The sequence below is a fragment of the Streptomyces sp. YIM 121038 genome (genome assembly GCF_006088715.1).
Classification (GTDB): Bacteria; Actinomycetota; Actinomycetes; order Streptomycetales; family Streptomycetaceae; genus Streptomyces.
In genome coordinates this window covers 533818-559432 of the sequence record NZ_CP030772.1, presented here as the reverse complement: position 1 = coordinate 559432, position 25615 = coordinate 533818, and the positions used below count along the sequence as shown (strand labels likewise).

Here is a 25615-nt window from a genome sequence, read left to right as displayed (position 1 = left end):
CACACCCTCCCGGGCGTAGCGCGCCCAGGTTCGGGCCCAGGTGCCCGCCGACCGCGCACACCTTCTCGATCAGAAAGGCCCGGATCTGACCGGCCAGCCGCGGCAGCAGCTCCGGCGTCAGCGCCCGCACATCCTCCGGGCCGGTGACCGCCTCCAGGAGGTTCGCCGCCTGTACCATCATCCCGGTCACCGCTTCCGGCGTATCCGCAGGGCTGCCGTCCCACTGGCCGGGAATAGCCCCTCACCCGTACATCCTTCAGCCTCTCCCCCCGCCCGGCCCGGCACTCCCGCCGGACAGAGGCGCAGGGATCACCATGAGGCAGTGCACATGACAACAGCATGTCCCGCACGCCACCACGCGCCGGCTCAAGCCCCTGACCGACCCCGGGCGCCGGACCCTTTCGGAGAAGGCGGCCTGCCCGGGCTTCCGCGCAGCCCATGGGGCACGACCGCACTGCCGCGGCCCACGACCGCACTGCCGCGGCCCACGGCCGCGCCCGTCAGGAGATCAGGGCCCTGGGGCTGCCCCGCTGTCGCCCTTGAGGCGGAGGGCGGGGCCGTAGGGGGTGGGCGGGACGTGGAGGTGGTCGGTGGCGTAGTCGCCGAAGCGCAGCACGTGCCCGGTCCGGTGCGGACTGAGCACCGCCACGTCCTCGGGCAGCACGTCCCAGCCTTCTTGGGCCATTTCCCGCAGGACGGTGGTCATGTCGACGGCGGTGGAGAAGATCACGCTGGGAGCGACGAGGTCGAGGAACTTGACCGCTTTCTCCTGCTGTTCGGGGTCCCGGCTCCTGAGCAGGCCCAGGTTGCCGAAGGCGAGCCACTTGGTGAACCCGTTGTAGGCCTCCGCCTTGTTCGTGGCCCTGGTGATCTGCTCCCGAAGCGAGGGTTCCGACAGATACCGCAACAGCACCATGGTACGTACCGCGCGTCCGAGTTCCCTGAACGCCTGGTAGATCTGGTTCTTCCGCGACCGGTTGTTCAGCCGCCGCAGCAGGGTGACCGAGGAGACGGTGCCCTCCTTGACCGAGAGCGCCACCTGCATGAGATCGGGCCAGTGCCGCTCGATAAGGCGCCAGTCGACCGCGGTGCGGGGGTCGGTGGAGAACAGCGGGTCGATGTGCCGGTAGCGCACCGCCGGGTCGGGGCGGTGGAAGGTCAGATCATGGAAATTGCGGATACGCGGGAGGAGGTCGATGCCCAGGAGGTACGCAAGTCCGAAGACCGGGAAGCTCTGCCCTTGCGTATCGGCATGCACCGTATCGGGCTGTGCCGAGGATTCGTTGGACAGGAGGGAGTCGATCAGGTAGACGGCCTCCCACACCCCGCAGGGCACAAATCTGGAGAAGAGGGCGATATAGGTGTCGGCGACTAGATGGTGGGCGATCCCGCCGTAACCGCCGTAGCGGATCGAGGTCTCGGCCAGGAGGTTGTCGATGACGGTGTCCATCATTGTTCCGTCCACCGCCGCCACACTGCCGTCGCCCCACGCGGTGACGATGTCCAGCAGCATATAGGCGTCCACCACGTCCGCGCTGGCGCGTCCGAGGTTGCGGGTGGTGGTGTGGCGCTGGGCGATCGCCGCCAGCTCGTGCGCCGATACCGCGCCGCGCATGTGCCTCGCCGCCTGGGCCGGACCCAGGTTGCAGCCGTAGGTGAACGCGGTGATCACGTAGCGCCGCAGCGGGTCCCGGATCTTCGCATCACTGCCGGACAGCGGGCCGAGCCGGTGCCACCAGCCGGTCCAGTGCGCCGAACGGGCCAGGTGCTCCAACACCGTCCGCGCCGGCAACCGCCGCTCCAGCTCACCGTCCAGCTCCTCCGCCGACGCCCGCAGCTCGCTCCCTCGGCGCGCCTTGAGCGACGGCACCCCCGTGAGCGGGTCGATCACCAGGTCCGTGTTGTCCGGATAGCCTTCGTCCACCGCTGTGGCGATGTCGGTGAGCTGCTGGCGGAGCCGGGCCGTGAACTCCCTGGCGGTGGCCGGGAGTCCGGCCTCGGCACAGAACGCCTCCAGCTTCGGGACGCACTCCTGCCAGGGCAGAAGCATCCGGGTCCAGTCGCCGTACTCCTCACAGCCGACCACGGCGATGTCCCCACAGCGCAGCTCCTCGACCAGGTAGGTGAAGACCATCGCCTCGAAGTGCCGGCGCACCAGCATCCCCGGTGCATCCTTCGCGTACACGGTCTTGAGCCAGTTCTTCGACGCGAACGACAGATCCAACGGGGCTCGGACCGGCGCGTCCCCCTCACCGGCAGCCACGTCGCTGCCCTGGCCCGGGGACGTGGGTGTGGGCGCGAGGAGCGTATCGGGGATGAGGGTGCGGGTGAGATGGCGGTGGGCGACGGCGTGCTCCAGCGCATCGAGCACATTGCGGTCCGCCGAGGTCGCCACCCAGGTCAGTTTGCCGAGCAGCTTGAACATGGTGGGCCGGTCCACCCGGAAGAAGCGTTCCACCAGTGGTGTCCAGTTGTTCCCGTGATGCGCGGCCAGCGCCTCGATGTCGGCGAGCTGGGCATCGAAGCCACCTGCCCGCTCGACCGCCTCCCGGGCCTGCTTCAGCGCCAGCACATCATCCAGCGTCCCCGCAGCAGCCCCGGCGCCTTCGCCCGCGGGGTCGCGCAGCGCGGACAGGACCTCCCGGTAGGCGACGATCAGCTGCTCAGTCACCTCCTTGTGCCGCCGCTCAATCTCCGCCAGCTCCGCCTCCGCCCGCTTCAGATGCCGAGCCATCCGCTTGCACAGCATCGTCACGAACTCATCCCGCGCCCTCGTGCGCACCTCCGCCACCAGACACGCCAGCACCGCCGTGCGCTTCGGCCCGGTGATGTCCTTCATCTCGCCCACCGACAGCACGCGGGCCTGCGCCGCCAGCGCGGCCACCTTCGCCGACGGCACCTTCCCCACCCACCAGCCACTGTCGCCCAGGGTGTCCAGCCACTCCATCCGCTCCGCATGCGCCCTAAACCGCGACCACGTCGCCCGCCGCCCCGGCTCCTTCATCACATCGAACCCACTGCGCCGCTCCCCCACCGGCACTCCCAGCAAAACAGCGATCCGGGCACGGGTGGCCTCGCTCATCCGCCCCACGATCCCCGCACAGATCTCCCCTTCCACCCGCGCCCGGACCGACGCCGCCATCCGGTCCAGCGTGGAGAACCCCGGCAGCTCCAGCCCCGCCCGGACCAGCTCCTCCAGCGCCACATTCACCAGATCCGCCGCATGCGCCCGCACCGGCGCCGCCGCCTTCATCGCCCCCAACGCCACCTCACGCGCCCGCACCGGATCCCGCACCAGACCGATACGCTCACGGACCCACGTGCGGTGGTGCTTCGCCGTCCGCGAGGACGCCACCTCCGCCACCACGTCATCCGCCAGCCCCAGACACCCGCGCACATGCGCCACCACCGCAAGCGGCACCGCCTCCAACGCAGGGAAGTACCCCAGCCGGGCACAGGACTTCAGAAGCACCGCCAAAGCCAGCCGGTGCCCCGGCCACCGGGCCCGCCCCTCTACCCAGGCGATCTCCTCCGGCGACAGGGTGAAGAACTCCGCCAGCTCCCGTGCCGACGTCACCCGCTTGAAACGCGGATACGCCGTCCGCTCCACCGACGCCACGAACTGCCCCTCCCTGTCACCTGCTGCCCACCAGGGAGTGGATCAAGAAACCGGCGGCTGCCACCAGGGACGAACGTCCCGACAACCCACCGTGACGATGCGTCCGGCCACATCACTCAGCGTCTACGAATGGCCCCTTTCGCGGGTATTTCCTCCGGCTCCCTTGCTGTAGCCGTAGGCGGCATCCGCCGTCACCCATCCGAACGGGATCTTGTCCGCGAGAGCCCGGCGCACCATCGCCCTGGCCGTGGCTACTTTGGTCTCGAAGGTGACGTGGTCGTCGATGCCGGCCTGTCGGCATCTTTCCCGGTCGTCGGTCCATGACGTGGGTAGATGCAGGCGCCGGTCGATCAGGGTGCGTCCGCGGTGGGTGGCGTAGGCGGGGAACACGCCGATCTGGCTGTTCTCGGTGCGTCCGGGGGCTCGTTCGTAAATGACTGTCAGATTGGATCTGCGGGTCAGGACGCAGTGGGAGGCTGGGTTATGACTACGCCTCCGCACCACCACACCCCGACTACCGCACTGCAGGCCAAGTTCGACCAGGTCCTCCCGCACCTCGACGAACGGCGCCGTCGGCTCTACCTGGCCAGCGAGGCCGTCGCGCTCGGCCACGGCGGGATCACCACGGTGGCCGCCGTCTCCGGCACGAGCGCCGCCACCATCGCCCGCGGCATCACCGAGCTGGTCGTGTCGTCCCCGCCAACCCATCGCATCCGTGCCCCGGGAGCTGGCCGCAAGCCGCTGACAACAACCGACCCCGGCCTGCTGCCGGCCCTTGAGGCGCTGATCGAGCCGCACGCCCGCGGTGATCCCGTCTCCCCGCTTCGCTGGACCACACGGTCGCTGCGCACCCTGGCCCAGGCCCTGACATCCGAGGGCCACCCGATCAGTGCCACAACCGTCGGACATCTCCTGCACGAGATGGGCTACAGCCTGCTTGCAACACCCACAGGGGCCACTCAATTTCCCAAAAGCCCCGCAGTTGGCGAGCACCGAGGCGGCCAAGAATATACATCCAAGAGTCCTTGGTTGTAGGCACGTGCAATAATGGCGCCCCGACTGTCCGCCCTCAGCCTCTTCCGGAGAATTTTGAGTCGATAATCAAGACCCTGGCGACTCAGGGAAAGATCTGAAGCGATTTCGCTGTTACTGTAACCTGCCGCCAAGAGTTCAAGCACTTTTTGATCGATCTCAGTGATGTTAGAGGAGCCTCTGACGGTGCGCGCCATTTGCTCGACCGGATCCCCCCAGCTGAGAACTGTCCAGATTTCAAGGTCGTGACCCTCAGGCGAGGGAAGGGGGCGGATTTCAACCTCCCCCAGGATGGCTTGCCCATCGACCCTAAACAGCAACCTGCCGTTAACCGGACCTCGCGCTCCCCGACCGAAGGACTCCCGCAACGCTGCAAGAGTATCACGTTCGGATGGCATGGCAAAGTCGTCGATATGCATTCCAGCGATCTGCCGTTGGGGGCTTTTCAACATTTCAGCAAACTCCCTATTTGCGCCTTCGATCCGACCCTGCAGTGTGACAACAGAGGCTGGCTTGCCAATTCCTTCCAAGGCTGCTCTATAGAGCCTCTCACTCCGACGAAGGGCGCCGCGAATAGCATTTACCTCGCTAACGTCGATGGCGAGGTGCATCTTAATATCCACACCCGACTGGGAAATAGCGAAGCGACGTGACTTGAACCTATTCCCCGGGGAATCCTTCCTCCCGCTCGTGGGGCCTTCGCCCTCTCCAGCAAGCTTTCCGTTCTCGCCTGAAGGATCTTTCATGATGGGATATTCTGGATTTCCAAGAACCTCCCTCAATGGCATACCCACGGCTTCCAAATATGTTTCGTTTGCGTAAATTACACGATCATCTTTATCTAGGAGGGCTGCCGCGTAGTCACCTCTATCCAATAGAGTATATAGAACCTCCTCGGCGCACTCCCTACGATGCTCCTCTTCCCTCAGGGCCGCCAGATCCACTGCGGCGCCAACTACGCCAACGACCTTCCCATCGCTTTCTTTGATCGGAGCCACGCAAGCTCTTGCCGATTCTCCCCGGCCCGTCTGCCAAGTTACGGTCTCACCTGCCCGGGCCCGAAGGTGGGCTGCGACGTCCGGGTGCTGCGGGTATCGAACATCATATCCACGCCGCCCGTCCTGTATTACGATAACAGAAGATCCTGAGATCAGGATATCAAGTTCAGGTGCCGCAATGAAGTGGGTCAGATGAAAATCCAAGTCCGTAGCCCATATGGCAATGGGTAGGCTTTCAATAACGGCAGCTGGCAAGAAGTTAATCCCAGGCTTCCTGTCTGTGTTCATTGATCACCTCTACGCGCTAGCCGATTCAACGATTCCTTGAAATCGACAACCCTTACCAGCCTAAGGTTGCATGGTTTTGGTCTTCCAGCCCATACGAGTGAGCTGGAAGTTCATGAATTGACAAAGGGAAGTTTCTTCGGCAGGGCTTTGCCATGGTTCGTGATGTCGTTGGCTGGTTCGGTGGACGACTCTGTCGGGGATCTTGGCAGTCCTGATCATTTGCCTTGGCGCCACCACAGCGGTCGGGGCAGTCCTCGCTCTTCGAGGTAGCGCTGGAACGTGGTCGGGGGGCGGGGACGGTAGGGGAGGGCTCTGCGCTCTGTTCGCTGAGACGTTCGGCGTTGATGGCGATCGCGGTCAGGATGTGCTGAACGTGGGTCTTGGCCAGTCCGTGGCAGCGGCAGCGGCAGCGGCGCATCCGATGGCCGTTGACGATCTCGTTCACGGTGCCCTCGATCCCGGACCGGCAGCCGTAGAGTCGCCGCCATGCGGGATCCTGCTGGTCAGAGCGATTCTTGGGTTGGAGCTCATGCAGATGCCGCGGGAGGAAGTTGACGGTCCGGGGCGAGGTTCCGCTGGTGCAGGAGGAACGCACTGGGCATGGAGTGCAATGGGTCTGGTGGAAACGGGCCGCGGTGTAGGGGGGCCATGGCCGGGGCCTGGGCCCAGCGGCCGGTGACCTTGCCTTGGGGGCGAGTGACGGTGCGCCGATCGAAGTCGATGACGAAGTCCTCGCGGGCGAAGCCGGTCTGCTGCTTGCGCTGCCAGCTTCGTCCCCTGGCGGGGAGGGGACCGACCAGCTCGACGCCGTGCTCGCGGGCTGCGGTGTCGATGGCCGCGGCTGAGGTGTATCCGCTGTCCACCAGGTGTTCTTCGGGCAGCAGACGCCGCCTGCTCAGCCGCTGGTGGATGCTGGGCAGGGCCTTGACTCTGTCGGGGATCTTGGAAGTGCCAGGGTCAGGTGCCCAGGGCTCGCCAGGACTTGGGCCGGGGTATCGCGTGCTGGTCGAGGTAGTGCTGGAAGGCGGTCGGTCGGCGGGGTGGGGAGGCTTCCTCGGCCGGTGGCAGTTGGCTGAGGCGCTCGATGTTGACGGCGATGGCCGTCAGGATGTGCTGGATGTGGGCCTTTCCCTGTCCTCGGTAGCGGCAGCGCCGCATGCCGTGGCCGTGGGCGAACTCGTTGACCGTGCCCTCCACTCCGGAGCGGACCGCGTAGCGGGTCTTCCACTCGGGCTTCTGCTGTTCGGCGCGGACGCGGAGTTGCAGGTCGCGGAGTTCTCGTGGGGGAAAGCCCACGGTGCGGTGGCTTTCGCGGGCGGTGGTGCACTGGGTGCGGGCCGGGCAGGGCTGGCACTGGGTCTTGGTGAATCTGGCCACGATCAGCGGGGCCGCGGTCGGCGAGGAGGTCGGGTAGGGGCCGTGCCAGCCCGCGCTGACCTGTCCCTGGGGGCAGGTGACCTGCTGACGGTCGTAGTCGATGTGGAAGTCGTCCCGGGCGAAGCCCTCGCCTCGGCGGTGCTGGTGGGTGGGGTTGCTCTTCAGCGGCCCGGAGACGGTGACCTGGTGTTCACGGGTGGCCTGTTCCAGGTGGGGCAGGGAGGTGTAGCCAGTGTCGACCAGGTGCTCGGCGGGCAGCAGTCCGCGACGCGCCAGGCGGGTGTGGATGCCGGGCAGGACCTGGCTGTCGTGGGTGGTAGCCGCAGTGGTCGCGACATCCGTGATCACGTTGGGGCCGTCGGGAGCACAGGTCTCCGTCAGATGAGCGGCGAACCCCTTCCAGCTGATGATGTGCCCGTGCCTCGCGTAGCGGGCCGAGGTGTCGTAGGGCGAGACGATCGCCCGGGACGAGGACGGCAGTCCAGGCCCGCCTTCCTTCTCGGCGGTGCGCCAGCGCAGCCGACCTGCCTGATCACGGTGGTAGTTCTGCACCATGATCTGGCGCAGGGCCTGGACACGGGAGCCGGGCGTGCGGTCTGCTCCGTGCCGGTAGAGGTGTTCCAGGAGCCGGGCGGCGTCGTTTCCGGTGGCGAGGATCCTGGTCATGGGCTTGGTGGGGTTCTTGCCCAGACGGACCGGCCGGCCGTAGCGGAGCCCCCAGTCCTCGTCGACCAGGCCGTCGAGCAGGTGCGGGGAAGAACCAGCGACTTCTTCGAGTGCGGCGCGGACTGCCTCGGTGATCAGCTCCAGGCGGGTCAGGTCGCGCACCGCGGCCAGGACGTGGGTGGAGTCGGTGCGCTGCGTGGTGCGCTCGCGCACCAGTCTGGCCTCCTTGAGGCGGGCCAGCGCGAGGTCGAGGAGGCGGTCGGCGCGGTCGTCCTCGGCGAGACGGTCGCGGAAGTCGGCCAGCACACTGTGATGGAATCCGGGATCGTCCAGCTCCATGGCCATCGCGTACTTGAAGTCGATGCGGCAGCGGTCCGCTTCCGCGGCCTGCCGGTCCGACAGACCGAGCAGGAACTGCAGCACACAGACGGTGGCCAGCTGGGCAGGAGAGAGCCTTAGAACTGTTGGTGTGGTTCTAAGGCGACTTGGGCAGGTTTGATCTGGTCCGGGGGAACCGGGTGTGGCTGATGAGAAAGTGCCGCGCAGATGGCTCCCGGGGCATGGCCGCCCGGTTCCCTTGGACGCTCTGACTGCTGATTGAGAGTTGCGACCCATCGCTGACTAAGGCTTCGACGGCGGGGTGTTCCTCGGACCACGAACTTGCAGGTCACTAGGGGTGAGGACGCGCGGTGGGTACGAGACATCAGCTGATCTGGGTGGGCATCGACGCGGGCAAGGGTCACCACTGGGCGGCGGCGATCGACGGCGACGGTGAACGGCTACTGTCGCGGAAGGTGATCAACGACGAGGGCGAGGTCCTCTCGCTTCTCGCCGACGTGCTGGCCATGGCGGAGGAGGTCCGCTGGGCGGTGGACATCTCCAGCCGCCCGTCCGCTCTGCTGCTGACCCTTCTGCTCGCGCGTGGCCAGCAGGTCGTCTACATCCCCGGCAAGACCGTGAACCGCATGACCGGTGCCTACCGCGGCGAGGGCAAGACCGACGCCAAGGACGCCCGGATCATCGCCGACCTGGCCCGGCTACGGCGGGACTTCCGCCCCATTGAGCCGTCGGTGGAGCTGTCCAGCGGGCTCCAGCTTCTCGTTGGCTACCGCCAGGACCTCATCTCTGACCGGGTTCGGCTGATCAACCGGCTGCGCGAGGTCCTGGTCGGTGTCTGTCCGGCCCTGGAGCGGGCCTTCGAGTTCCGCAAGCGGCCGGGGCTGGTCCTGCTGACCGGCTACCAGACACCGGCCGCCATCCGGCGCATGGGAGTGAAACGGCTGACGGAATGGCTTGCGCGCCGGAAGGTGCGGACCCCAGCCGTGTTCGCCGAGCGTGCCGTCGAGGCCGCCGCCTCGCAACACACTGTGCTGCCCGGCGAGGATCTGGCGGCGAAGCTCGTGAACGAGCTGGCCCATCGTGTCCTCGAACTGGACGAACGAATCAAGGAGAACGAGCAGGCCATTGCCGCCCTGTTCCGCACGGACGAGCGGGCCGAAATCATCGAGTCCATGCCCGGCATGGGCCCAATCCTCGGCGCCGAGTTCCTGGCCCTCGTCGGCGACATGACCTCGCACAAGGACGCAGGTCACCTGGCCGCTCACGCCGGCCTCGCCCCCGTCCCACGAGACTCCGGCCGACGGACCAACAACATGCACCGGCCCAAGCACTACAACCGGCGCCTGCGGCACGTCTTCTACATGTCCGCCCACACGGCGATGACGCTGCCCGGCCCGTCCCAGGACTACTACCGCAAGAAGCGCAAGGAGGGGCTGTTGCATACCCAGGCCGTGCTCTCGCTGGCCCGGCGACGAGTGGATGTCCTGTGGGCCATGCTCCGCGACAAACGGCTGTTCACCGCAACCCCACCCCTGCCTCGGGCCGCTTGACAAAGGGCATTGAGATGCCCCGGGCGCCCGTCCCGCGGGTACCAGTCGGCGAAGTCCTCATCGCACCACAGCCCATCGAGGCGGTCCCGCACCCATATCGCCGTCGTACCAGCCGGATTGCTCGCCCGCGCGACCTGCGCGGTCAGAGGCGGAACGTGCTCACCGGAACGGGGGCGAAGGGACAACGGGCACCTCGACAACAGCCTCGGTCGGCGGAACTACCCGAGCATGCCCGTTGATCATGCTGCGCAGCCGGGGATCCTCAAGATCCCCGACAGAGTCAATGCGGCAGCGGACCGCCTCCGTTGCCTGACGGTCCGACAGGTTGAGCAGGAACTGGAGGACGGAGACGGTGGCGAACTGGGCCGGCGATAGCCCGGGCCGCCCGTCGCGTGGGTACCACGCCGTGAAGTCCTCGTCATGCCATAGTCCGTCCAGCCGGTCGTATACCCACATGGCCGTCGCCCCACGGGGGTTGCTCGCCCGCGCGACCTGCGCGGTCAGGGGCGGGACCTGCACACAGGCACGGGGACGGACGGACATCGGGCACCTCAACAACGGCAGCAACCTACAAAACCGTCCCGAGCATGCCTCGTGATCACGCGATCGCGCCGGCTGAGGGGCCCCGAAGTTTCCGGACAGGGACTCAACTTGTCATTTATCCAGTTCGCCGGGGTTTCGTGCCCTTCTGGTGGTGGGCGGGTCGTGCGTAGGCCTCGCCGGTCGCGAGGACTCTGCCCACGTCATGGCGGGTGGCCGGGCGGTGGTTCTTCGAGCCGGGCGGACGGCCGGGGCCGGGCCGTGTCGGTTTCGGTACACCGGCCGGAGAGCCGGTCTTCGTGCGCAGGTTTCTGAAACCCCTGCGGACGCGGGCGGGTGTGAGTCTGTTCGGCGGAGACGGTTTCTCCCAGGGACGCCGGAGGTCGGTGGCCAGGGGACGGGCGAGCCGAAGCTGGGCATATGCGGAGATCACCAGCCAGGTCCACCGGTCGGCCGCCTCCGAGCTGCGAAGCCGGGGCTTGGTCCATCCGAGGGTCTGCTTGAACAGGCGAAACGTGTGCTCGATGTCGAATCTCCGCAGGAAGGACTGCCAGCAGCGGTCCACGTCGTCCGCGGTGGCGTCGGTGCCCGACCACCACAGCCAGACCGGCTTGTTGACCCCGCCGCTGGGCAGCTTCTCCACGACCAGGCGGATGACAGTGCCCTCGATGAGTGGCAGCGGCCCTCGTGGTCGAGCCAGGCCGCCCGACGCGTCAGCCTCGGATGCAGTCGGTCCCACGCCTGCGCGGTCGCCTTCCCGTAGAGCCGGGTGTCGGTGACGGTCACCACCTGCTCGGTGTCCCAGGTAGCGGGGTCGCCGAAGACGAACTCGCCCCCGTGCTTGGGCGGACGGCCTGGCCGACACACTCGTGGTGGTGTCGGGCGCCGCATGACGCGGTCGGAGCGGAGACGGCCGAGGATCTCGACGGGCAGGCCGCCCAGCAGATGGGCGATGCGGGGTGCGTCGTAGCCGGCGTCCAGGACGACCAGGACCTTCGGGTCACCCGGCTTCCACTGGCCGGCGGCCACGAGCCGTTCGACGACCTCGCGGAGTTGGACCGTGGCCACTGCAGCGACGTCAGCGCCGGGCTCCAGACGGACCGCGTCAAGCACTGCCGTCCAGGACGTGCGGCCGGTCTCCAGCGCGGCGACGAACGAGTAGGGCCAGCCCGGGACCATCTGGTGCTTGCCTTCCCCGCGGCCGAAGGTGTGGCCGAAGGCCCGGTCAGCGCAGGTACCGGCGCCCGGCCGCAGCCACGGCGAGACGTCCGCGGCCAGGACGATCCGGCCGTCCGCCGCCTTCGGCAGCGGCATCCCGGCCAGCGCGCGACGCAATCGGGCGACATCGATCCGCCCCTGGTTCAGGCCACCGTAAAGGGCGCCGTGCCCGCGGCGGTGTTCCGGTGCGAGTGCGAGATCGACCAGCGTCCGCACTGGCCCGTCCGTGCACAACAACGCATCACACAACTCGAACATGGCGTCGCCCCGCGCGGTCAGAGATGCGTACAACTCCGTCCTGAAGCGTGACACTTCCGCGAACGCATCCCGCAGGACATCCTGATGCTCCAGACTCACAACCACGGCCTTCGTGCTGTTCCTCTGCCTCTGTGACGGAGCACAGGATCAGACGAAGGCCGCCTTCGCGTCCGCTGAACTGCGAAAACACTGATCAAGTTCGAGTCGCGTTCGACGCCACACCATAAATCACAAGCTAACTGATCGTTTCAGAATGAGTTGAACGGCTGGTCTTGCGCCTGGCGATCTTGGTCGGCAAGGTGTCCGGGTGCGTGCTGATCTTGTTCCGGATGGCCTGTGGGAGCGCGTGGCTCCGCTCCTGCCACCCGCTCCTGAGCGACGCCGCCGCCCCGGGCGACTGTGCGTTCCCGACCGGGCGGCACTCACCGGGGTCATGTACGTACTGCGGACCGGCGTCGCCTGGCGCGATGTCCCGGCCGAAGCGGTCGGGTGCTCTGGGGTGACGGCCTGGGGCCGCCTGCGGGACTGGACCGCGGCTGGCGTCTGGCCGCGCCTGCACGCAGCCCTGCTGACCGAGCTTCGCCGGGCCGACCTGCCCGACATGGATGACTGCTCGATCGATGGCTCGCATGTCCGGGCTCTCAAAGACATCTCAGGGGGCCAGGAAGTCAAGCCGCCTGGTCGGTCGGAGGTGACAGGAGCGGTGCGAAGGCCGCCTGTTCGTCAAAATGCTGCCGGGTCTTGAGGCAGTAGTGGAGCTGGCCGAGGAAGCGGTTCAGCAAGTTGTGTTGGGCGGCGGCATGCCAGTCTCCGTGTTCGCGTCTGCGTCGGTAGTGCGCGTTCGCTTCTGGTGAGGCGGTGAGGGCGGCGAAGGCCCAGAGGAAGCCGGCGTTGATGAGGCGATTGTTCTTGACGAAGCGGCGGCCGACGAACCGCTTCTTGCCGGAGGCCCGGGTGATCGGCGCGGATCCGGCGTACGACTTCAGCGCCCGGGCGTCGGCGAACCGTGCCCGGTCGTCGCCCAGCTCTGCGAGCACGCGGGCGCCGAGCATGGGCCCAAGGCCCGGGAAGCTGAGCAGGATTTCGCTGTCGGTGTGCTGGTGAAAGGCGGATGTGGCCGCCTCCGCGAGGTCGTCAGCGGCCTCGCAGGCGGCGTCCAGCTGCTTGAGCAGGGCTAGGAGCTGGTGACCGAAGGCGTCCTCGACGCCGGGCAGCTGGTGGGCGTACTCGGCGCGGAAGACAGCCCGCAGCCGTTCGGCTTCTGCGTCGCAGCCGCGGAGGCGGCCACTGCGTTTGAGGGCGGCCCGCAACTGGGTGAGGGTGAGCTTCGCGGCTTTGGCCGGGGTCGGGGCCAAAGTGAGGATGACACGGGCATCAGCCCTGGTCAGATTGCCTTGTTTCCCCTGGAAAGCCAGCAGAGCAGCGGGGTAGTACTCGCGTAGGAGCGAGCGGGCCTGGTTGGCGACCTGCTGCCGAGTCCAGACGGCGTCCTGCTGGGCTCGGGCCAGGACTGTGATGGCCTGGGCGAGTTCGGAGTCGGCCGGCAGGGGCCGGTGGGCGTGCATGTCGGTGCGCAGGATGTTCGCCAGGACCAGGGCGTCGCCGGGGTCGGACTTCTTGCGGCTGACGCCGTGGCGGTCGCGGTAGCGGGCAGCGGCGAGCGGGTTGATCGCGAAGACCCGACGACTACCAGTGCGCAGGCTCGCGACCAGGAGGCCGTGGCTGGTCTCGATGGCCACCGGTATCGGGTCTTCTGGGCTGTCACCGTGCTCGGCCAGGACCGCTAGGAGCTGGTGGTAGCCGGCGGCGTCGTCGGTGATACGGGCCTTGGCGAGCAGAGTGCCAGCTTCGTCGACGAGGGCGACGTCGTGGTGGTGCTCCGCCCAGTCGATGCCGCAGAACACGGTCAAGCGATCCTCCCCGATCCGTTCGTTTACGCAGGTCACGAGCACATGCGGGTCACGCGGCGCCCTAATCCAAGGACTCGTTGGTCCGCCATCTCAGTAGCCGTTCGCGACACCAGCGCACTCCAGAGGCTCGATCTTTCTGCAGAGTTCGCGGGCTCGCGGATGAACAAGAGGTCGGCTCTGGAGCGGGCTCGCGCCGTGACGATCAACGTTCGAGCAGTCGCCGCGAGTTTCGCGGTGATCACGGAGGCGCCGGGCTGCGCCGCTCTTGACAGAGGCCTCAAGGGCCGGGAGAAACGGAGGCATCAGCCCGGCGCCCCGCGTCAGCACCGCGAGCCCCGCAACGGACAGCGATGCCGCTCTTTGAGGAGGCCTTGACGGCCAGGGGGGACCCAGGCATTCGCTGTCTGCGCGAGCAGTCGCCCCGGGTCGTTGCACGGGCCCGGGCTATCTGCTTACGCACTGGATTAGCACATCTCAGTCGAGACGTCAGACCAAGATCTGATTCTGAAACGATCAGTAAGGCCCAGAGGCGCCGGGCTGGCTGCGGGAGATGCACGCCGTGCAGGTCCTGCGCCTGGTGTGGGTCCAGCAGTACTACCGTGACGAGACCGGGCTGCGCTGGCGCACCGGGAAGGAGAGGCCGCCCGCTCACCTGGTGGTCTGCAGCCCCTACGACCCGGACGCCCGCTGCGGGGTCAAGCGCGGCCAGGGCTGGACCGGATACAAGGCGCATGTTACCGAGGTCTGCGGCGATGCCGGCCTCACCTGCTCGTGCACGTGGCCACCACTGCCGCCCCGGTCATGGACAGCGACACCAACGCCGCCCGTCACGCCGGTCTGGCCCGCCAGGCCCTGCTGCCCGACGAGGAACTCGTTGACACCACCTACGCCAGCGTGGACCACATCCTGAAGGCCGCCGCCGACCACGGCGTCACCCTGACCGGCCCACTGCCTCGCCGCTCGGGCCCGCACCCCCGATGCCTTCGATCTCGACGATTTCATCATTGACTGGGACAACCAGCAGGTCACCTGCCCCAACGGCAAGATCAGCCGGAACTGGCGGGAGCGGCCGGGCAGCCGCAGCACCCTGGCCATCGTGCAGGTCACCTTTCGCTTGCCCGACTGCGCCAGCTGTCCGGACCGATCCCGCTGCACCCGCTCTGCGGTCAACCCCAGGGACCTCACCTTCCGGCCCCGTCCGCAGTCCGAGGCCCTGCACCGGCTGTGCGCCGAGCAGGCCACCACCGCCTGGCAGGACCGGTATACGCTGCGGGCCGGCGTCGAGGCGGTCTTCGCCCAAGCCTCCCAGCGCTGCAACATCCATCACACCCGCTATCGAGGACAGGACCGAACCCATCTACAACATGTCCTGACCGCCATGGCACTCAACCTCGTCCGCACCGACGCGTGGCTGAACGACAGCCCCACGCACGACAGGTGGATCTCCCGCCTCTCCCGCCTCAAGCCCTCAGCCGCTCCTGCCGCCGGGAGAATTCACCAGTAGAGTCTCCAAAGGATCAACCTCACAGCCTCCTCTTCCCCGGCGCCCGCCAGGCCGTCCAGATCAAATGCCGACACACCGGCCGCAAGACCGGCAAGACCACCGTCAAGACGGTCTATGCCGTCACCCGCCTGACCGCCGAGCGGGCCACCGCGGCCCAGATCGCCGAACTCGTCCGCGACCACTGGAAGATCGAGGCCCTGCACCACATCCTCGACACCACCTGCACCGAGGACGCCTCCCAGCTACGGACCGGCAACGCGCCCCGCACGATGGCCACCTGGCGCAACCTCGCCATCGGAGCCCTCCGCACAGCCGGAGTGAAGAACATCGCGGCCGGCCTCCGCCATAACGCCCGCACCCCTCACCGACCCCTCGCACTCCTCGGCCTCGAATCACACCAAACCGGACATCGCACGACTACGCCGAAGCCCTGGGTCAAGCGAAGGCCTGTCTCGTCCAAACCAGTGTCAAGGAGCTCGTCACAAGCAACTCGAAATGGTGCCAAAGAATCACGAGATACTAGTAAGGAGGTCAAGTCTGATCTGCTGGGCGATGGAGTTCGCCCAGGCGTTGAGATAGAAATGGCCTCCGGGATAGATTCTGCTTCCCAGATAAGTTCCGAGGTAGTGTTCCCAGCCTCGGAGTTGAGAAGGGGGCGTATTTTGGTCGTCGCGACCTCCAAACACGGAGAAGGGGATGTCGATCTGAGTAGACGGACCTGACCATGTTTCCGCGGATTTTAGGTCGGAACGGATTGTGTGGCTGAAGGTATCCCAGATTTCTGGGTTGCTTAGGACGTCTTTAGGGATCCCGCCAAGGGAGCGCAGGGCGGACCGCAAATCTGCATCTGGTAGGCAATGAAGGTGATCACGTGTGGCTAGAATATGGGGAGCTGGGCATGCGGACAGACCGATCCATACTGGAGGGTTCCTCATTTCTACTAGCTGTTGTGCAAGTTCACAAGCGATCACTGCTCCCATGCTGTGTCCAAAGAGCGCCAGCGGTCTTTGACCGTGTGGAACACTCTTGAGGAGATGGTGAGAGAGTTGTTTGGGTGTCGGGGACTCGACAGCTTCGCCGTTCAAACGAGCCCGGCCCGGGAGTTCCAGACAGCAGACAGTCCAGTGCGGTGGGAAGTGTGGCCTCCATTGTGCGTAGAGTGATGCAGAGCCGCCTGCATGATGCAAGAGGCAGACGGTGGCGGCGCGCTCCGGGCCGGGCGAGTCCCGGCGAGACGAATCATAGTCGATATTGGCCATATCCGAGGTTTCCTCCCGCAGTGGTTGACCGGCTAGAAGCGGGTCGTTGTGGTCCGTGTCGTCTGGGTCGCGGAACGCATGTTCGAGGGGGGGTGGGGTGTTGGAAAGTCGGCTCTGGTGGACGTCTGTCAAGGGGTGGTACGTCTACTCTTGGGGGTGTCCCAACAGGTCGGCCCGCGCTGGCACGCCGAACGCGCCTGTGGCTACCTGTCAGGAAAGCCCGATGCCCACAGAGGATTGGGACTTCTTGACCTGCGGTGAAGCTGCTGACCGAGAACGTTGCAACGGACCTGTCTGGAGGATGCGCGGTGGCATCCACGGAGCCTTTCTCGGTCTGGTATACGCACTCATCCGTGGGCACATCGAGGTCATTTGATGGAAGTTCCAACAGGGTCGCCGAGGGCATAACTGGGCGTCGCTGGCCGTAGTTCGGCTTGTCTGTTGCGCGAACAGGGAGATGGGTTGCGTTTCAGCCGGGTGTTCTGATTACAGGGGGATGTTGTCGTGCTTTCGTGGCGGCAAGGCAGGCTGTGATGCGCTGCGTAGCAGCCGCAGTGCCCGGATGATGTGCGTCCGGGTGTCGGAGGGGCGAATGACCATGTCGATATAGCCGCGCTCCGCCGCAATGTAGGGACTGCAGTGCTGCGTGGCGGTCTCGCGCCATCGCGAGGACGGAGGGCTGTGGAGGGCGCGAAAGGCCTCTGCGGCATCTACGGTTCCAATCATGGCGGTGGGCCAGGCGAGATTGATGTCGGCACCCAGGTGTTTGGAGCCCATCACTGTGTATCCGTCGCCGAATGCTCTGCCTGTGATGATGGTGATCAAGGGAGTTGTGGCCTCGGCGTAGGCGTATGCGAGTTTCGCTCCTCGGCGAATTGCGCCGGATCGGGCCTGGTCGACTTCGGGTCGGAAGCCGGGGAGATCGACGAACGTGAGCACCGGAATGTTGAAGGCGTCACAGGTCCGGATAAAGCGGGCGGTCTTTTCGCAAGAATTGTTGTCGAGGTAACCGGCGGAGCTGTTCGGCTGGTTGGCGACTACGCCCACGCTGTACCCTTCGACGCGTCCGAATCCGACCATCACGCTGGGTGCGAACAGTCGCTGAATTTCCAGGAATGTTCCACTGTCCAAGATTCGCGTGACGACCTCGTGCATGTCGTAGAGTTCTGCCGCGACGTGAGGCATCAGGGAGTCCAGGAACCGATCGGGTACCTGGGTAAGGTTGTTGTCAGGATTGGAGGCCGGTGGCTCTGCTTCGCTGTGTGAGGGCAGGAAAGACAGGAGCCTCCTGGTGAAATTGATTGCGTCTTCCTCATCTGCCGCCAGGTAATGGGCATTGCCCGACCGGGTGTTGTGCGTATAGGCGCCGCCGAGTCGCTCGAGGTCCACTTCCTCGCCCATAGCCGCCTTGATCACTGCCGGACCAGTGATGAACATGTGTGAGATCTCTTCCGTCATGACGATGAAGTCGGTTAGGGCAGGTGAGTAGACTGCGCCGCCGGCGCACGGGCCCATGATCAGTGAGATCTGGGGGACCCGGCCGGAGAGTCTGACATTTCGGAGGAAGATCTGTCCGTAAAGGCTCTGGGCAACGACTCCTTCCTGGATGCGGCCGCCAGCACTGTCGTTGATTCCGATGACGGGACACCCGGCTTCCGATGCCAGGTCCATCACTTTGACGATCTTTTCTCCGGCTGCCTCTCCCAGGCTCCCACCGAATACTGTGAAGTCCTGGGCGAATAAACAGACGTGGCGTCCGTCGACGGTGCCGAAGCCGGTGACCACGGAGTCGCCGAAGGGCCGGTCGCGCACCAGGCCCGGTGTCCTCGAGTGGTGCCTCACCATGGCTCCGGTTTCGGTGAAGGATCCGGGGTCGAGCAGCATGCCGATGCGCTCACGGGCTGTTCTGCGTCCTTTGGCGTGCTGCAGCCGTGCCGCGAGGATTTCCCTTTCCCGCAACTCGGCCTTGCGGTGCTCCAAGTCCGCCACGGCCCGATCGGCATCGTTCGCACACGGTTGGTCGCTGCTGTGCTGACTGCCCGTGGCTTCCGCGCTCATGTGCAGCCGCCTGAGAATGGGAGGCCGGTCAAGTCAGGCCAGATGGCGGTGGCTTGCCCGGCGGCGTCGCGGATCGCGGTTGCGTCGAGGTCGGTGTGACTCTCGGGAACTCCGCGGCCGGGCCAGGCTGCTGTGAGGGTGAGACGTCCGGGGGGCGGCAAGGGCCACAGATGGACGCTCTGGCGATAGAGGAAGGGGCTCCCTCCGCCATCGCCATAGCGCAGGACTGGGCCTTCGGAGGGGCTGGCCCTTCCTGGCTGGGTGCTGGTTCCGAGGTGGTCCGCGGTGCAGGCCCGCCGCCCGTCGGCGTAGCGTGTGGAAAGGGCCAGCCCTTCGGATTTGCCGGCCCGGGGCAATGGCTGCGGGAAGGGGGCCAACGAGCGAGGTCCTGGCCACCGAACGCGTCGCGCGAAGATCACCAGGTCTAGCGTGGCCCCGGACGGCCAGGCCCGTACTGCGTTCAGGGCAACGCAGACGTGCGCGCCCTGGGCAAGCTTGCGTGCCATGGGGGCTACTCCCGGAAGCACCCAGCGTTCGGGCGGCATGGGCCCCGGCGGCCAGGGACACGCGGGCAGTTCCTCGAATACCTCCGGGGAATCACCTGGTTCCTCCGCGAACCAAAGTTCATCGAAGAACACGTCGATGTCCTCCCTGCTTTCATCTGCTGGCTCCGAGTCCGGCGGGCGACGTGGGTTCAGGGCAGTGGCCAGTACCGTTGGCGCTGGAACGGGTAGGTCGGCAGGCTCACGGCTTGCGCATCCGTATTGGCGAAGAAGCGCTGCCAGTCAGGAGGGAACCCCCGTACGTGGAGTGCGGCCAGCACCCGTACCAGAGCGTCAGCTGAGGGGTAGCCGCCCGTGGCTACTGGGCGACCGCAGTTCTTGCCGCCATCGGGCGGTCCGTCGAGTGCCTGTACCGTTGTCAGGCCATGCGCGTCGATGGACACCACGGTGGTGACACCGTGTTCGCGCAATGCCCGCCCGTGCGATTCAGGTCCGGAAACGCTCACAGTCCGTGGCGTTGTGGCGGTCTCGCCTTCGGTTGCCCAGCCGCCCGCAGCCTTGCGCAGGACTGGTGTACGGGATGAGGTCCCCGGCTCTTGAGCCGTGCTCAGGAGCACGTCGGGTCTGATTCCCCAGCGTTCCAGGTGGCCGAACCAAGCCCTCGCCCGCTCGCTCTCCGGTTCCGCGGCCGGTTGGCCCAGCGCGTCCTCGCTAGGGAGGAGGAAGGCGAGTCTGCCGCTGCTGACAGTTCCGCGGACCACCATGTCCGTTTCATGGTCGCAGGTGAGTGCGGCAAGGCTCTTCAGGAAGTCGTCGCGATGGCGGGTCACCACGGCGGCACGATGGGCGAAGTACGCCCTGCATGTGGCCAGGGAGAAGGCGACGTCTCTCACGTCCAGGGCAGGGTCCGCAGCGACCCTTGAGATGAGCTGATGGGCCTGGACGCGCAGTGCCTTCTGGGTTCGTGCGGACAGGACCCAGAGCACGGGTGGCCCGCTGGTAGGACGGTCCCTGGCAGCCAGGCGGCGTGGCCGGTTCGCGGGGAGTGGGGCCTGTTCCAGAATCACATGCCCGTTGGTGCCGCTGACGCCGTACGAGCACACACCGGCCCTGCGTGGCCTCCCGGTGTTCGGCCAGGGCTGGGCCTGCGTCAGCAACTGCATACCGCTTCCCTGCCAGTCGATGTGCGGTGTCGGCTCCTCGGCGTGCAGGGTGCGGGGCAGCACACCGTGCTGCATGGCGAGGACCATTTTGATGACTCCGGCCGCGCACGCGGCGGCTTGGGTGTGGCCTATGTTGGACTTCACCGACCCCAGCCACAACGGCTGGTTCCTGGGGCGTCCTTGCCCGTAGACCGCCGCGATCGCCTCACCTTCGATCGTGTCGCCGAAGGGCGTTCCCGTGCCGTGCGCCTCCACAGCGTCGATCTCGTCGGCGACAAGGCCGGAAGCTGCCAACGCCGTCTGGATCACGCGTCGTTGGGACCGTCCTCGGGGAGCCTCGAAGCCTTCTTTGGTGCCGTCCTGGTTCAGGGCACTGCCCCGGACGATCGCCAGAATCGGATGGTGCTCCCGGACGGCTGTGGAGAGCCGTTCGAGGAGGAGTACGGCAACTCCTTCGGAGAAGCCGATTCCATCTGCGTCGGCCGAGAACGCCTTGCTGCGGCCGTCCGGCGCGATCAGCGAGTCGCACGGGTAGCGGCTGAACTCGACGAAGGCTCCCGCATGGGGCATCACCGTGGCACCGCCCACCAGGGCGAGCGTGCATTCGTCGGTGCGGAGCGCACGACACGCGGTGTGCAGTGCCGCGAGCGAGGAGGAACAGCCGGTGTCCATCGTGATCGAGGGCCCTTCGAAGCCGAAGGTCCGGGATAACCGCCCGGAAGCGAGGTTGGTCGCGTTGCCCAGGTACCGGTGCCCCTCGAACTCTTCCGCGTTGTCGTAGAAGAAGGTTCCGTAGTTGTAGTAGAGGTACCCGATCCCTACGAATACCCCGGTGCTGCTGCCCTGCAGCTTCCGCGCGTTGATGCCCGCTCGTTCAAAGGCGGTCCACGAGGTCTCCAGGAGCAGCCGGTGCTGGGGGTCCATCATCAGGGCCTCGCGTGCTCCGACACCGAAGAAGTCCGCGTCGAAGTCCGCCACTCCATCAAGGAACGCTCCCTGACGGACGAAACTGTGGCCTGCGCGACCGGGCAGTGGATCGTACAGAGCAGCGAAATCCCAGCCCCGGTCAACGGGGAAGTCGGTGACGGCATCGCGACCCGAGGCGAGCACCTCCCACAACTGCTCGGGAGAGCGGACGCCGCCCGGGAAGCGGCAGTCCATTCCGACAATGGCGATGGGTTCGTCGGCCCGCTCGGACAACTGCCGGTTGGCCTGCCGGAGCTGTTCCACCTCCTTGAGCGTGGCACGCAGCGCTTCAGTCAGCTTCTCAGGAGTGCTCATGACCGGGTCCCTGTGTCGGTGGTTGGATCCCCCTGGGAGGTGCCGAGTGCGAGCTCGACCAGGCTCTCAGCGTCTAGCGAGTCGATCACATCCAGCCCATCGCCTGTATCGTCGGTGAGTGCGCGATCTCGCCGCATACAGTCCGGTCCGGCATCTGCCCCTGGTCCCGAAGACGGTGGCGTCGCGGCGGTGAGCATCCGGAGCAACTGGTCCCTGAGAGCCTCGGTCGTGGGGTACTCGAAGAGGACGGTGAGGGGCAGACGGATATCCAGTCCGCTCTCCAGACGACGGCGTAGCCTCGTCGCCCCCAGGGAATCCAGGCCGAGCTCCGTGAAGCTGCGTCCCTCCTCCCGCACGCCCAGGGAGATCACGCCCAGCAGTTCGCAGACGTGTTCGCGGATGACAGTGCCGAGCAGCAGACGCTGGGCGGCGAGTGGCATGCCTGCCAGGCGCGCGGGCGCGAGGTGTGGGACGGAGGTGCTGCCGGCGGGCGTTTGGACCCCGGGGGGCGGGGATTTCGCCTCGGGGATGGTGTCGAACAGGTGGCACGGCCGGTCCGTGGTGTGCGCGGGGGCGAACCTATCCCAGTCGAGGTCGGCGATGACCGCGAAGGGCTCCCTGTGGTCAAGTTCCCGTTCCAGGGCAGCTGAGGCCGACGCGGCTGCCATACCTCGGACACCTCTGTGCCGCATCTGCGATACCACGGCTTCGGCAGCGGCGCTGCCCACTCCTTCCCAGGCGCCCCAGGCCACAGAGGTCGCGATGAGGCCCCGGGCCACCCGGTGCTGGGCTAAGGCGTCCAGGAAGGCGTTCGCCGCCGCGTAGTTGGCCTGCCCGGGGCTGCCCAAGGTCCCGGCGGCGGAGGAGAAGAGGACGAATGCGGAGAGGTCCAGTCCCATAGTGAGGTCGTGGAGATTGAGCGCGCCGATGACTTTAGGGCGCAGTACCGACTCACAGCGCTCAGGCGTCAAGTTCTCCAGTGCCCCGTCGTCGGTGGCGCCTGCGGCGTGAACGATGGCGGTGAGGGGGTGGTCGGCCGGGATCTGGCTCAGGAGCCGGGCGGTTGCCGCGAGATCGGTCACGTCGCATGCTGCCAGGGTGACCTGGGCTCCTGCGGCGGTGAGCTCCGCCGCCAGCTCGGCTGCGCCGGCGGCCGCTTGCCCACGGCGGCTCGCCAGTACCAGGCGATGTGCCCCCGACCGCGCGAGCATTCGGGCGGCCTCGGCGCCCGCCCCGCTGGTGCCGCCTGTGACGAGGACCGTCCCATCCGGTGCCCACCGGTGGGTCGCCGAGGTTCTCGGGAGGGGAGCTCGGGCCAGTCGCCGGACGTACGTCCCCGTCTGCCGCAGTGCGTATTCGTCCTCGCCGCGTGCCGCTGCGAGGACGGTGGCGAGGCGGCTGGCGATGCGGTCGTCCAAGGTCGGCGGAAGGTCGATCACTCCTCCCCAGCGCGGTGGTTGCTCAAGGGCGGCGACTCGGCCCAGACCCCACCAGAGGGCTTGCAGCGGATGGTCCACGCGGTCGGATTCCTCGACGCGTACCGCGTCACGGGTAACGCACCACAGTGGGGCCTCAACGCCGGCGTCGTCCAGCGCACCCAGGAGTGCCAAGGTGGTGGTGAAGCTGGCTGGAGTGGCCGCGTGTGCGGCGATGGGCTCTTCGCTGAGGGCGAGCAGCGACAGAATCCCTGCCGCGCGGGGCATGCCGTCGCTGAACGCGTCGCGCAGCCGCGTGGCCAGTGACGACCGATCGGCGCCCCCAGCTGGCACGGTGAGGGGAAGGACATGGGCTCCGTGGTCGGAGAGCGCCTGAACGCACAGTGTTTGTGGCGTGGTGTCGGAGGAATTCGCAGAGGTCAAGAGGAGCCAGTTCCCTGACAAGCCTCCGGGTGGGACACCGGCCTCCTGTTTCCACGTCAGCAGGTAGCGCCAGGATTCTGCCTGGGCCTTCCCAAGTTCACGCTGGTGCCATGCGGCCAGCCTTGGCACGACCTGGTGGAACGGTTGGTCGGCATCGATGCCGAGTGCGGCGCTGAGGGTGGTCATGTCCTCACGGTGCACGGCGTCCCAGAATGTAGAGGACTCGGGCGGCACGGGGGACCGGGCAGGGCTCGCAGCGTCGGTGGGCCAGTAGGAGCGATGCTGAAACGGGTAGGCGGGAAGCGGTACGCGGCGGGCTTGTGGATAGAGGGCGTGCCAGTCGGCACTGGCGCCGGCTGCTATGGCGCGGGCCACCATGGCGAGAGGACTGGCAGAAGAGAGGCTCTGCTGGTGGTCTGACGCGCGGTCTGACTCGGCTGGGTGGGGTGCGGTCGTGCCGCGGATGACGCCGGGAGCGTTCTTGTCGGCGGCCAGTGTCTCGAGCGCGTCCAGGAACCCCGGGGTGCCGTCGGCGATCAGCACAGCCCTGTGGTTGAGCGAGGCGCGGGTCGTGGCCAGGGAGAAGCCGATGTTTGCGAGGTCGGCGTGGCCGAGGGCGGAGTGTTTGGAAAGGAGGCCCTGCAACCGTTGCGCCTGCGCGCGCAGGGCCGAATCGCTCTGTGCGGACATCAACCACAGGAGAGAACCACTGCTCGTGCCGGACGGCTGTTCCGCGAGTGGGTGGTCTTCGTGGACGGGTGTCGGCGGGGTGCTGTCGTGGGCGGGTGCTTGTTCGAGGATGAGGTGTGCGTTGGTTCCGCTGATTCCGAAGCTGGAGATGGCGGCGCGTCGGGGGTGGGGGGTGGTGGGCCAGGGGATGGTGGTGGTGAGGAGGCGGAGGGTGTTGGTGGTCCAGTCGACGTGTGGGGTGGGTTGGTCGATGTGGAGGGTGCGGGGGAGTTGGGCGTTGCGTAGGGCCATGATCATTTTGATGGTGGCGGCGGTTCCGGCGGCTGCTTGGGTGTGGCCGATGTTGGATTTGATGGATCCGAGCCAGAGTGGGTGGGTGGTGGGTCGGTTGGTTCCGTATGCGGTGAGTAGGGCGTTGGCTTCGATGGGGTCGCCGAGTGTGGTGCCGGTGCCGTGGGCTTCGATTGCGTCGATGTCGTGGGGTGTGAGGCGGGCGTTGGTGAGGGCTTGGTGGATGACGCGTTGTTGTGCGTTGCCGTTGGGTGCGGACAGGCCGTTGCTGGCGCCGTCTTCGTTGATGGCGGTTCCTCGGATGAGGGCGAGGATGGGGTGGTTGTTGTGTTGGGCGTCGGTGAGGCGTTCGAGGACGAGGAGGGCGGCGCCTTCGGCGAGTGCGGTTCCGTTGGCGGCGGCTGCGAAGGGTTTGCATCGGCTGTCGGGTGCGAGGGCTCGTTGTTGGCTGAATTCGGTGAGGGTGCCGGGTGTTGACATGATGGTGACGCCGCCGGCGAGGGCGAGTGGGGTGTGGTGTTGGCGGAGTGCTTGGCAGGCGAGGTGGGTGGCGACCAGGGATGAGGAGCATGCGGTGTCGATGCTGATCGCGGGGCCTTCGAGGCCGAGCGTGTAGGCGATCCGCCCCGACACCACACTCGCGGCAGTGCCAGTGGCGAGGCGGCCTGCCACCTCTTCCGAACCGCCCGAGAAACATCCGGCGTAGTCGCCAGCCATGACGCCCGCGTAGACGGCGGTGGGGGTGCCGCGGAGGGTGTGTGGGTTGATGCCGGCGTGTTCGAGGGCTTCCCAGGCGACTTCGAGGAGGTGTCTTTGCTGGGGGTCCATGGCGAGGGCTTCGCGGGGGGAGATGTGGAAGAAGTCGGCGTCGAAGCCGGCGGCGTCGTAGAGGAAGCCGCCTTCGCGGGCGTAGCAGGTTCCCGCGCGGTCCGGGTCGGGGTCGTAGAGCTGTTCCAGGTCCCAGTGGCGGTCGGTGGGGAAGGGGCCGATGGCGTCCTGTTCCGTCAGGACGAGGTTCCACAGGTCTTCGGGGGAGCGCACGCCTCCGGGGAAGCGGCATCCCACTCCGATCACCGCGATGGGCTCATACGCACCCTCCTCCAGCTCCTGTACCCGGTTGCGGCAACGCCGCAGCTCCACCGCCACCCGCTTCAGATAGGCTCGCATTTGCTCTTCGTTCGTCGTGGGCGCCGCGGGGCTGTCCCCTGCCAT

Annotated in this window: 14 protein-coding genes and 3 pseudogenes; 6 read left to right on the top strand and 11 right to left on the bottom strand. The window is 66.8% G+C overall.

Annotation, left to right across the window (positions count from 1 at the left end):
* Positions 1–508: 508 nt before the first annotated feature.
* A complete protein-coding gene (locus tag C9F11_RS45185) occupies positions 509–3619 on the bottom strand; it encodes a Tn3 family transposase (protein WP_138968277.1) in 3111 nt (1036 codons plus the stop codon).
* 123 nt (positions 3620–3742) lie between these two features.
* On the bottom strand, positions 3743–4120 hold the full coding sequence (locus C9F11_RS45180) for a transposase (protein WP_269078167.1): 378 nt from the start codon (positions 4118–4120) through the stop codon (positions 3743–3745).
* Here C9F11_RS45180 and C9F11_RS45175 point away from each other — a divergent pair.
* Positions 4103–4555 (top strand): annotated as a pseudogene (locus tag C9F11_RS45175) (ISAzo13 family transposase); the annotation flags it as partial. The gene C9F11_RS45180 and the pseudogene C9F11_RS45175 sit on opposite strands and share 18 nt — an antisense overlap.
* Before the next feature lie 23 nt (positions 4556–4578).
* Here the strand turns inward: C9F11_RS45175 and C9F11_RS45170 are convergent.
* From C9F11_RS45170 to C9F11_RS45160, 3 genes are all read right to left on the bottom strand, one after another.
* Complete coding sequence (locus C9F11_RS45170) at positions 4579–5937, bottom strand: PAS domain S-box protein (protein WP_138968275.1); 1359 nt, start codon at positions 5935–5937, stop codon at positions 4579–4581.
* A gap of 527 nt (positions 5938–6464) precedes the next feature.
* Positions 6465–6800, bottom strand: a complete 336-nt coding sequence (locus C9F11_RS49390) for a hypothetical protein (RefSeq protein ID WP_249402358.1) — start codon at positions 6798–6800, stop codon at positions 6465–6467.
* A gap of 94 nt (positions 6801–6894) precedes the next feature.
* Positions 6895–8403, bottom strand: a complete 1509-nt coding sequence (locus tag C9F11_RS45160) for an IS1182 family transposase (RefSeq protein ID WP_249402357.1) — start codon at positions 8401–8403, stop codon at positions 6895–6897.
* Between the two features lie 266 nt (positions 8404–8669).
* On the opposite strand from C9F11_RS45160, the gene C9F11_RS45155 reads away from it, so the two are divergent.
* Positions 8670–9869: an IS110 family transposase gene (locus C9F11_RS45155; RefSeq protein ID WP_138958988.1), complete on the top strand. Its 1200-nt coding sequence runs from the start codon at positions 8670–8672 to the stop codon at positions 9867–9869.
* A 159-nt stretch (positions 9870–10028) separates the two neighbouring features.
* On the opposite strand, the gene C9F11_RS45145 is transcribed toward C9F11_RS45155, so the two are convergent.
* The gene (locus tag C9F11_RS45145) at positions 10029–10325 is read right to left on the bottom strand and encodes a transposase (RefSeq protein ID WP_249402356.1); all 297 of its coding nucleotides are present in this window, start codon (positions 10323–10325) and stop codon (positions 10029–10031) included.
* Between the two features lie 202 nt (positions 10326–10527).
* Positions 10528–11984, bottom strand: a pseudogene (locus tag C9F11_RS45140) (NF041680 family putative transposase).
* 208 nt (positions 11985–12192) lie between these two features.
* Here C9F11_RS45140 and C9F11_RS45135 point away from each other — a divergent pair.
* Positions 12193–12531, top strand: a pseudogene (locus C9F11_RS45135) (transposase); the annotation flags it as partial.
* Positions 12532–12553: 22 nt separating this feature from the next.
* Here C9F11_RS45135 and C9F11_RS45130 read toward each other — a convergent pair.
* Positions 12554–13810, bottom strand: coding sequence for an IS110 family transposase (locus C9F11_RS45130; RefSeq protein WP_138968827.1), 1257 nt, complete (start codon positions 13808–13810; stop codon positions 12554–12556).
* 762 nt (positions 13811–14572) lie between these two features.
* On the opposite strand from C9F11_RS45130, the gene C9F11_RS45125 reads away from it, so the two are divergent.
* Genes C9F11_RS45125 through C9F11_RS49385 form a run of 3 tightly spaced genes read left to right on the top strand, consistent with a single transcriptional unit; the run spans position 14573 to position 16021 of the window.
* Positions 14573–14803 carry a hypothetical protein gene (locus C9F11_RS45125; RefSeq protein WP_138968273.1) on the top strand — a complete coding sequence of 77 codons (231 nt, stop codon included), beginning with the start codon at positions 14573–14575 and terminating at the stop codon, positions 14801–14803.
* Positions 14796–15299 carry a transposase gene (locus C9F11_RS45120; RefSeq protein WP_138968825.1) on the top strand — a complete coding sequence of 168 codons (504 nt, stop codon included), beginning with the start codon at positions 14796–14798 and terminating at the stop codon, positions 15297–15299. Before C9F11_RS45125 ends, C9F11_RS45120 begins: the two co-directional genes overlap by 8 nt.
* Entirely contained in the window at positions 15203–16021 is an 819-nt protein-coding gene (locus C9F11_RS49385; RefSeq protein ID WP_346347485.1) for a transposase, read from the top strand. The genes C9F11_RS45120 and C9F11_RS49385 overlap by 97 nt, the downstream gene beginning before the upstream one ends.
* Positions 16022–17044: 1023 nt before the next feature.
* Here the strand turns inward: C9F11_RS49385 and C9F11_RS45105 are convergent.
* The 3 genes from C9F11_RS45105 to C9F11_RS49880 form a co-directional block, all read right to left on the bottom strand.
* Entirely contained in the window at positions 17045–18616 is a 1572-nt protein-coding gene (locus tag C9F11_RS45105) for an acyl-CoA carboxylase subunit beta (RefSeq protein WP_138968268.1), read from the bottom strand.
* 694 nt (positions 18617–19310) lie between these two features.
* On the bottom strand, positions 19311–21563 hold the full coding sequence (locus tag C9F11_RS45100; RefSeq protein ID WP_138968266.1) for a beta-ketoacyl synthase N-terminal-like domain-containing protein: 2253 nt from the start codon (positions 21561–21563) through the stop codon (positions 19311–19313).
* Positions 21560–25615 carry an SDR family NAD(P)-dependent oxidoreductase gene (locus C9F11_RS49880; protein ID WP_138968264.1) on the bottom strand — a complete coding sequence of 1352 codons (4056 nt, stop codon included), beginning with the start codon at positions 25613–25615 and terminating at the stop codon, positions 21560–21562. The genes C9F11_RS45100 and C9F11_RS49880 overlap by 4 nt, the downstream gene beginning before the upstream one ends.

Bases quoted from the DNA above. Each gene is read 5' to 3' on its own strand.
- C9F11_RS45105 (WP_138968268.1), bottom strand. From the start codon at position 18,616: ATGAGCGCGGAAGCCACGGGCAGTCAGCACAGCAGCGACCAACCGTGT.
- C9F11_RS45170 (WP_138968275.1), bottom strand. From the start codon at position 5,937: ATGAACACAGACAGGAAGCCTGGGATTAACTTCTTGCCAGCTGCCGTT.
- C9F11_RS45145 (WP_249402356.1), bottom strand. From the start codon at position 10,325: ATGTGGGTATACGACCGGCTGGACGGACTATGGCATGACGAGGACTTC.
- C9F11_RS45100 (WP_138968266.1), bottom strand. From the start codon at position 21,563: ATGAGCACTCCTGAGAAGCTGACTGAAGCGCTGCGTGCCACGCTCAAG.
- C9F11_RS49880 (WP_138968264.1), bottom strand. From the start codon at position 25,615: ATGGCAGGGGACAGCCCCGCGGCGCCCACGACGAACGAAGAGCAAATG.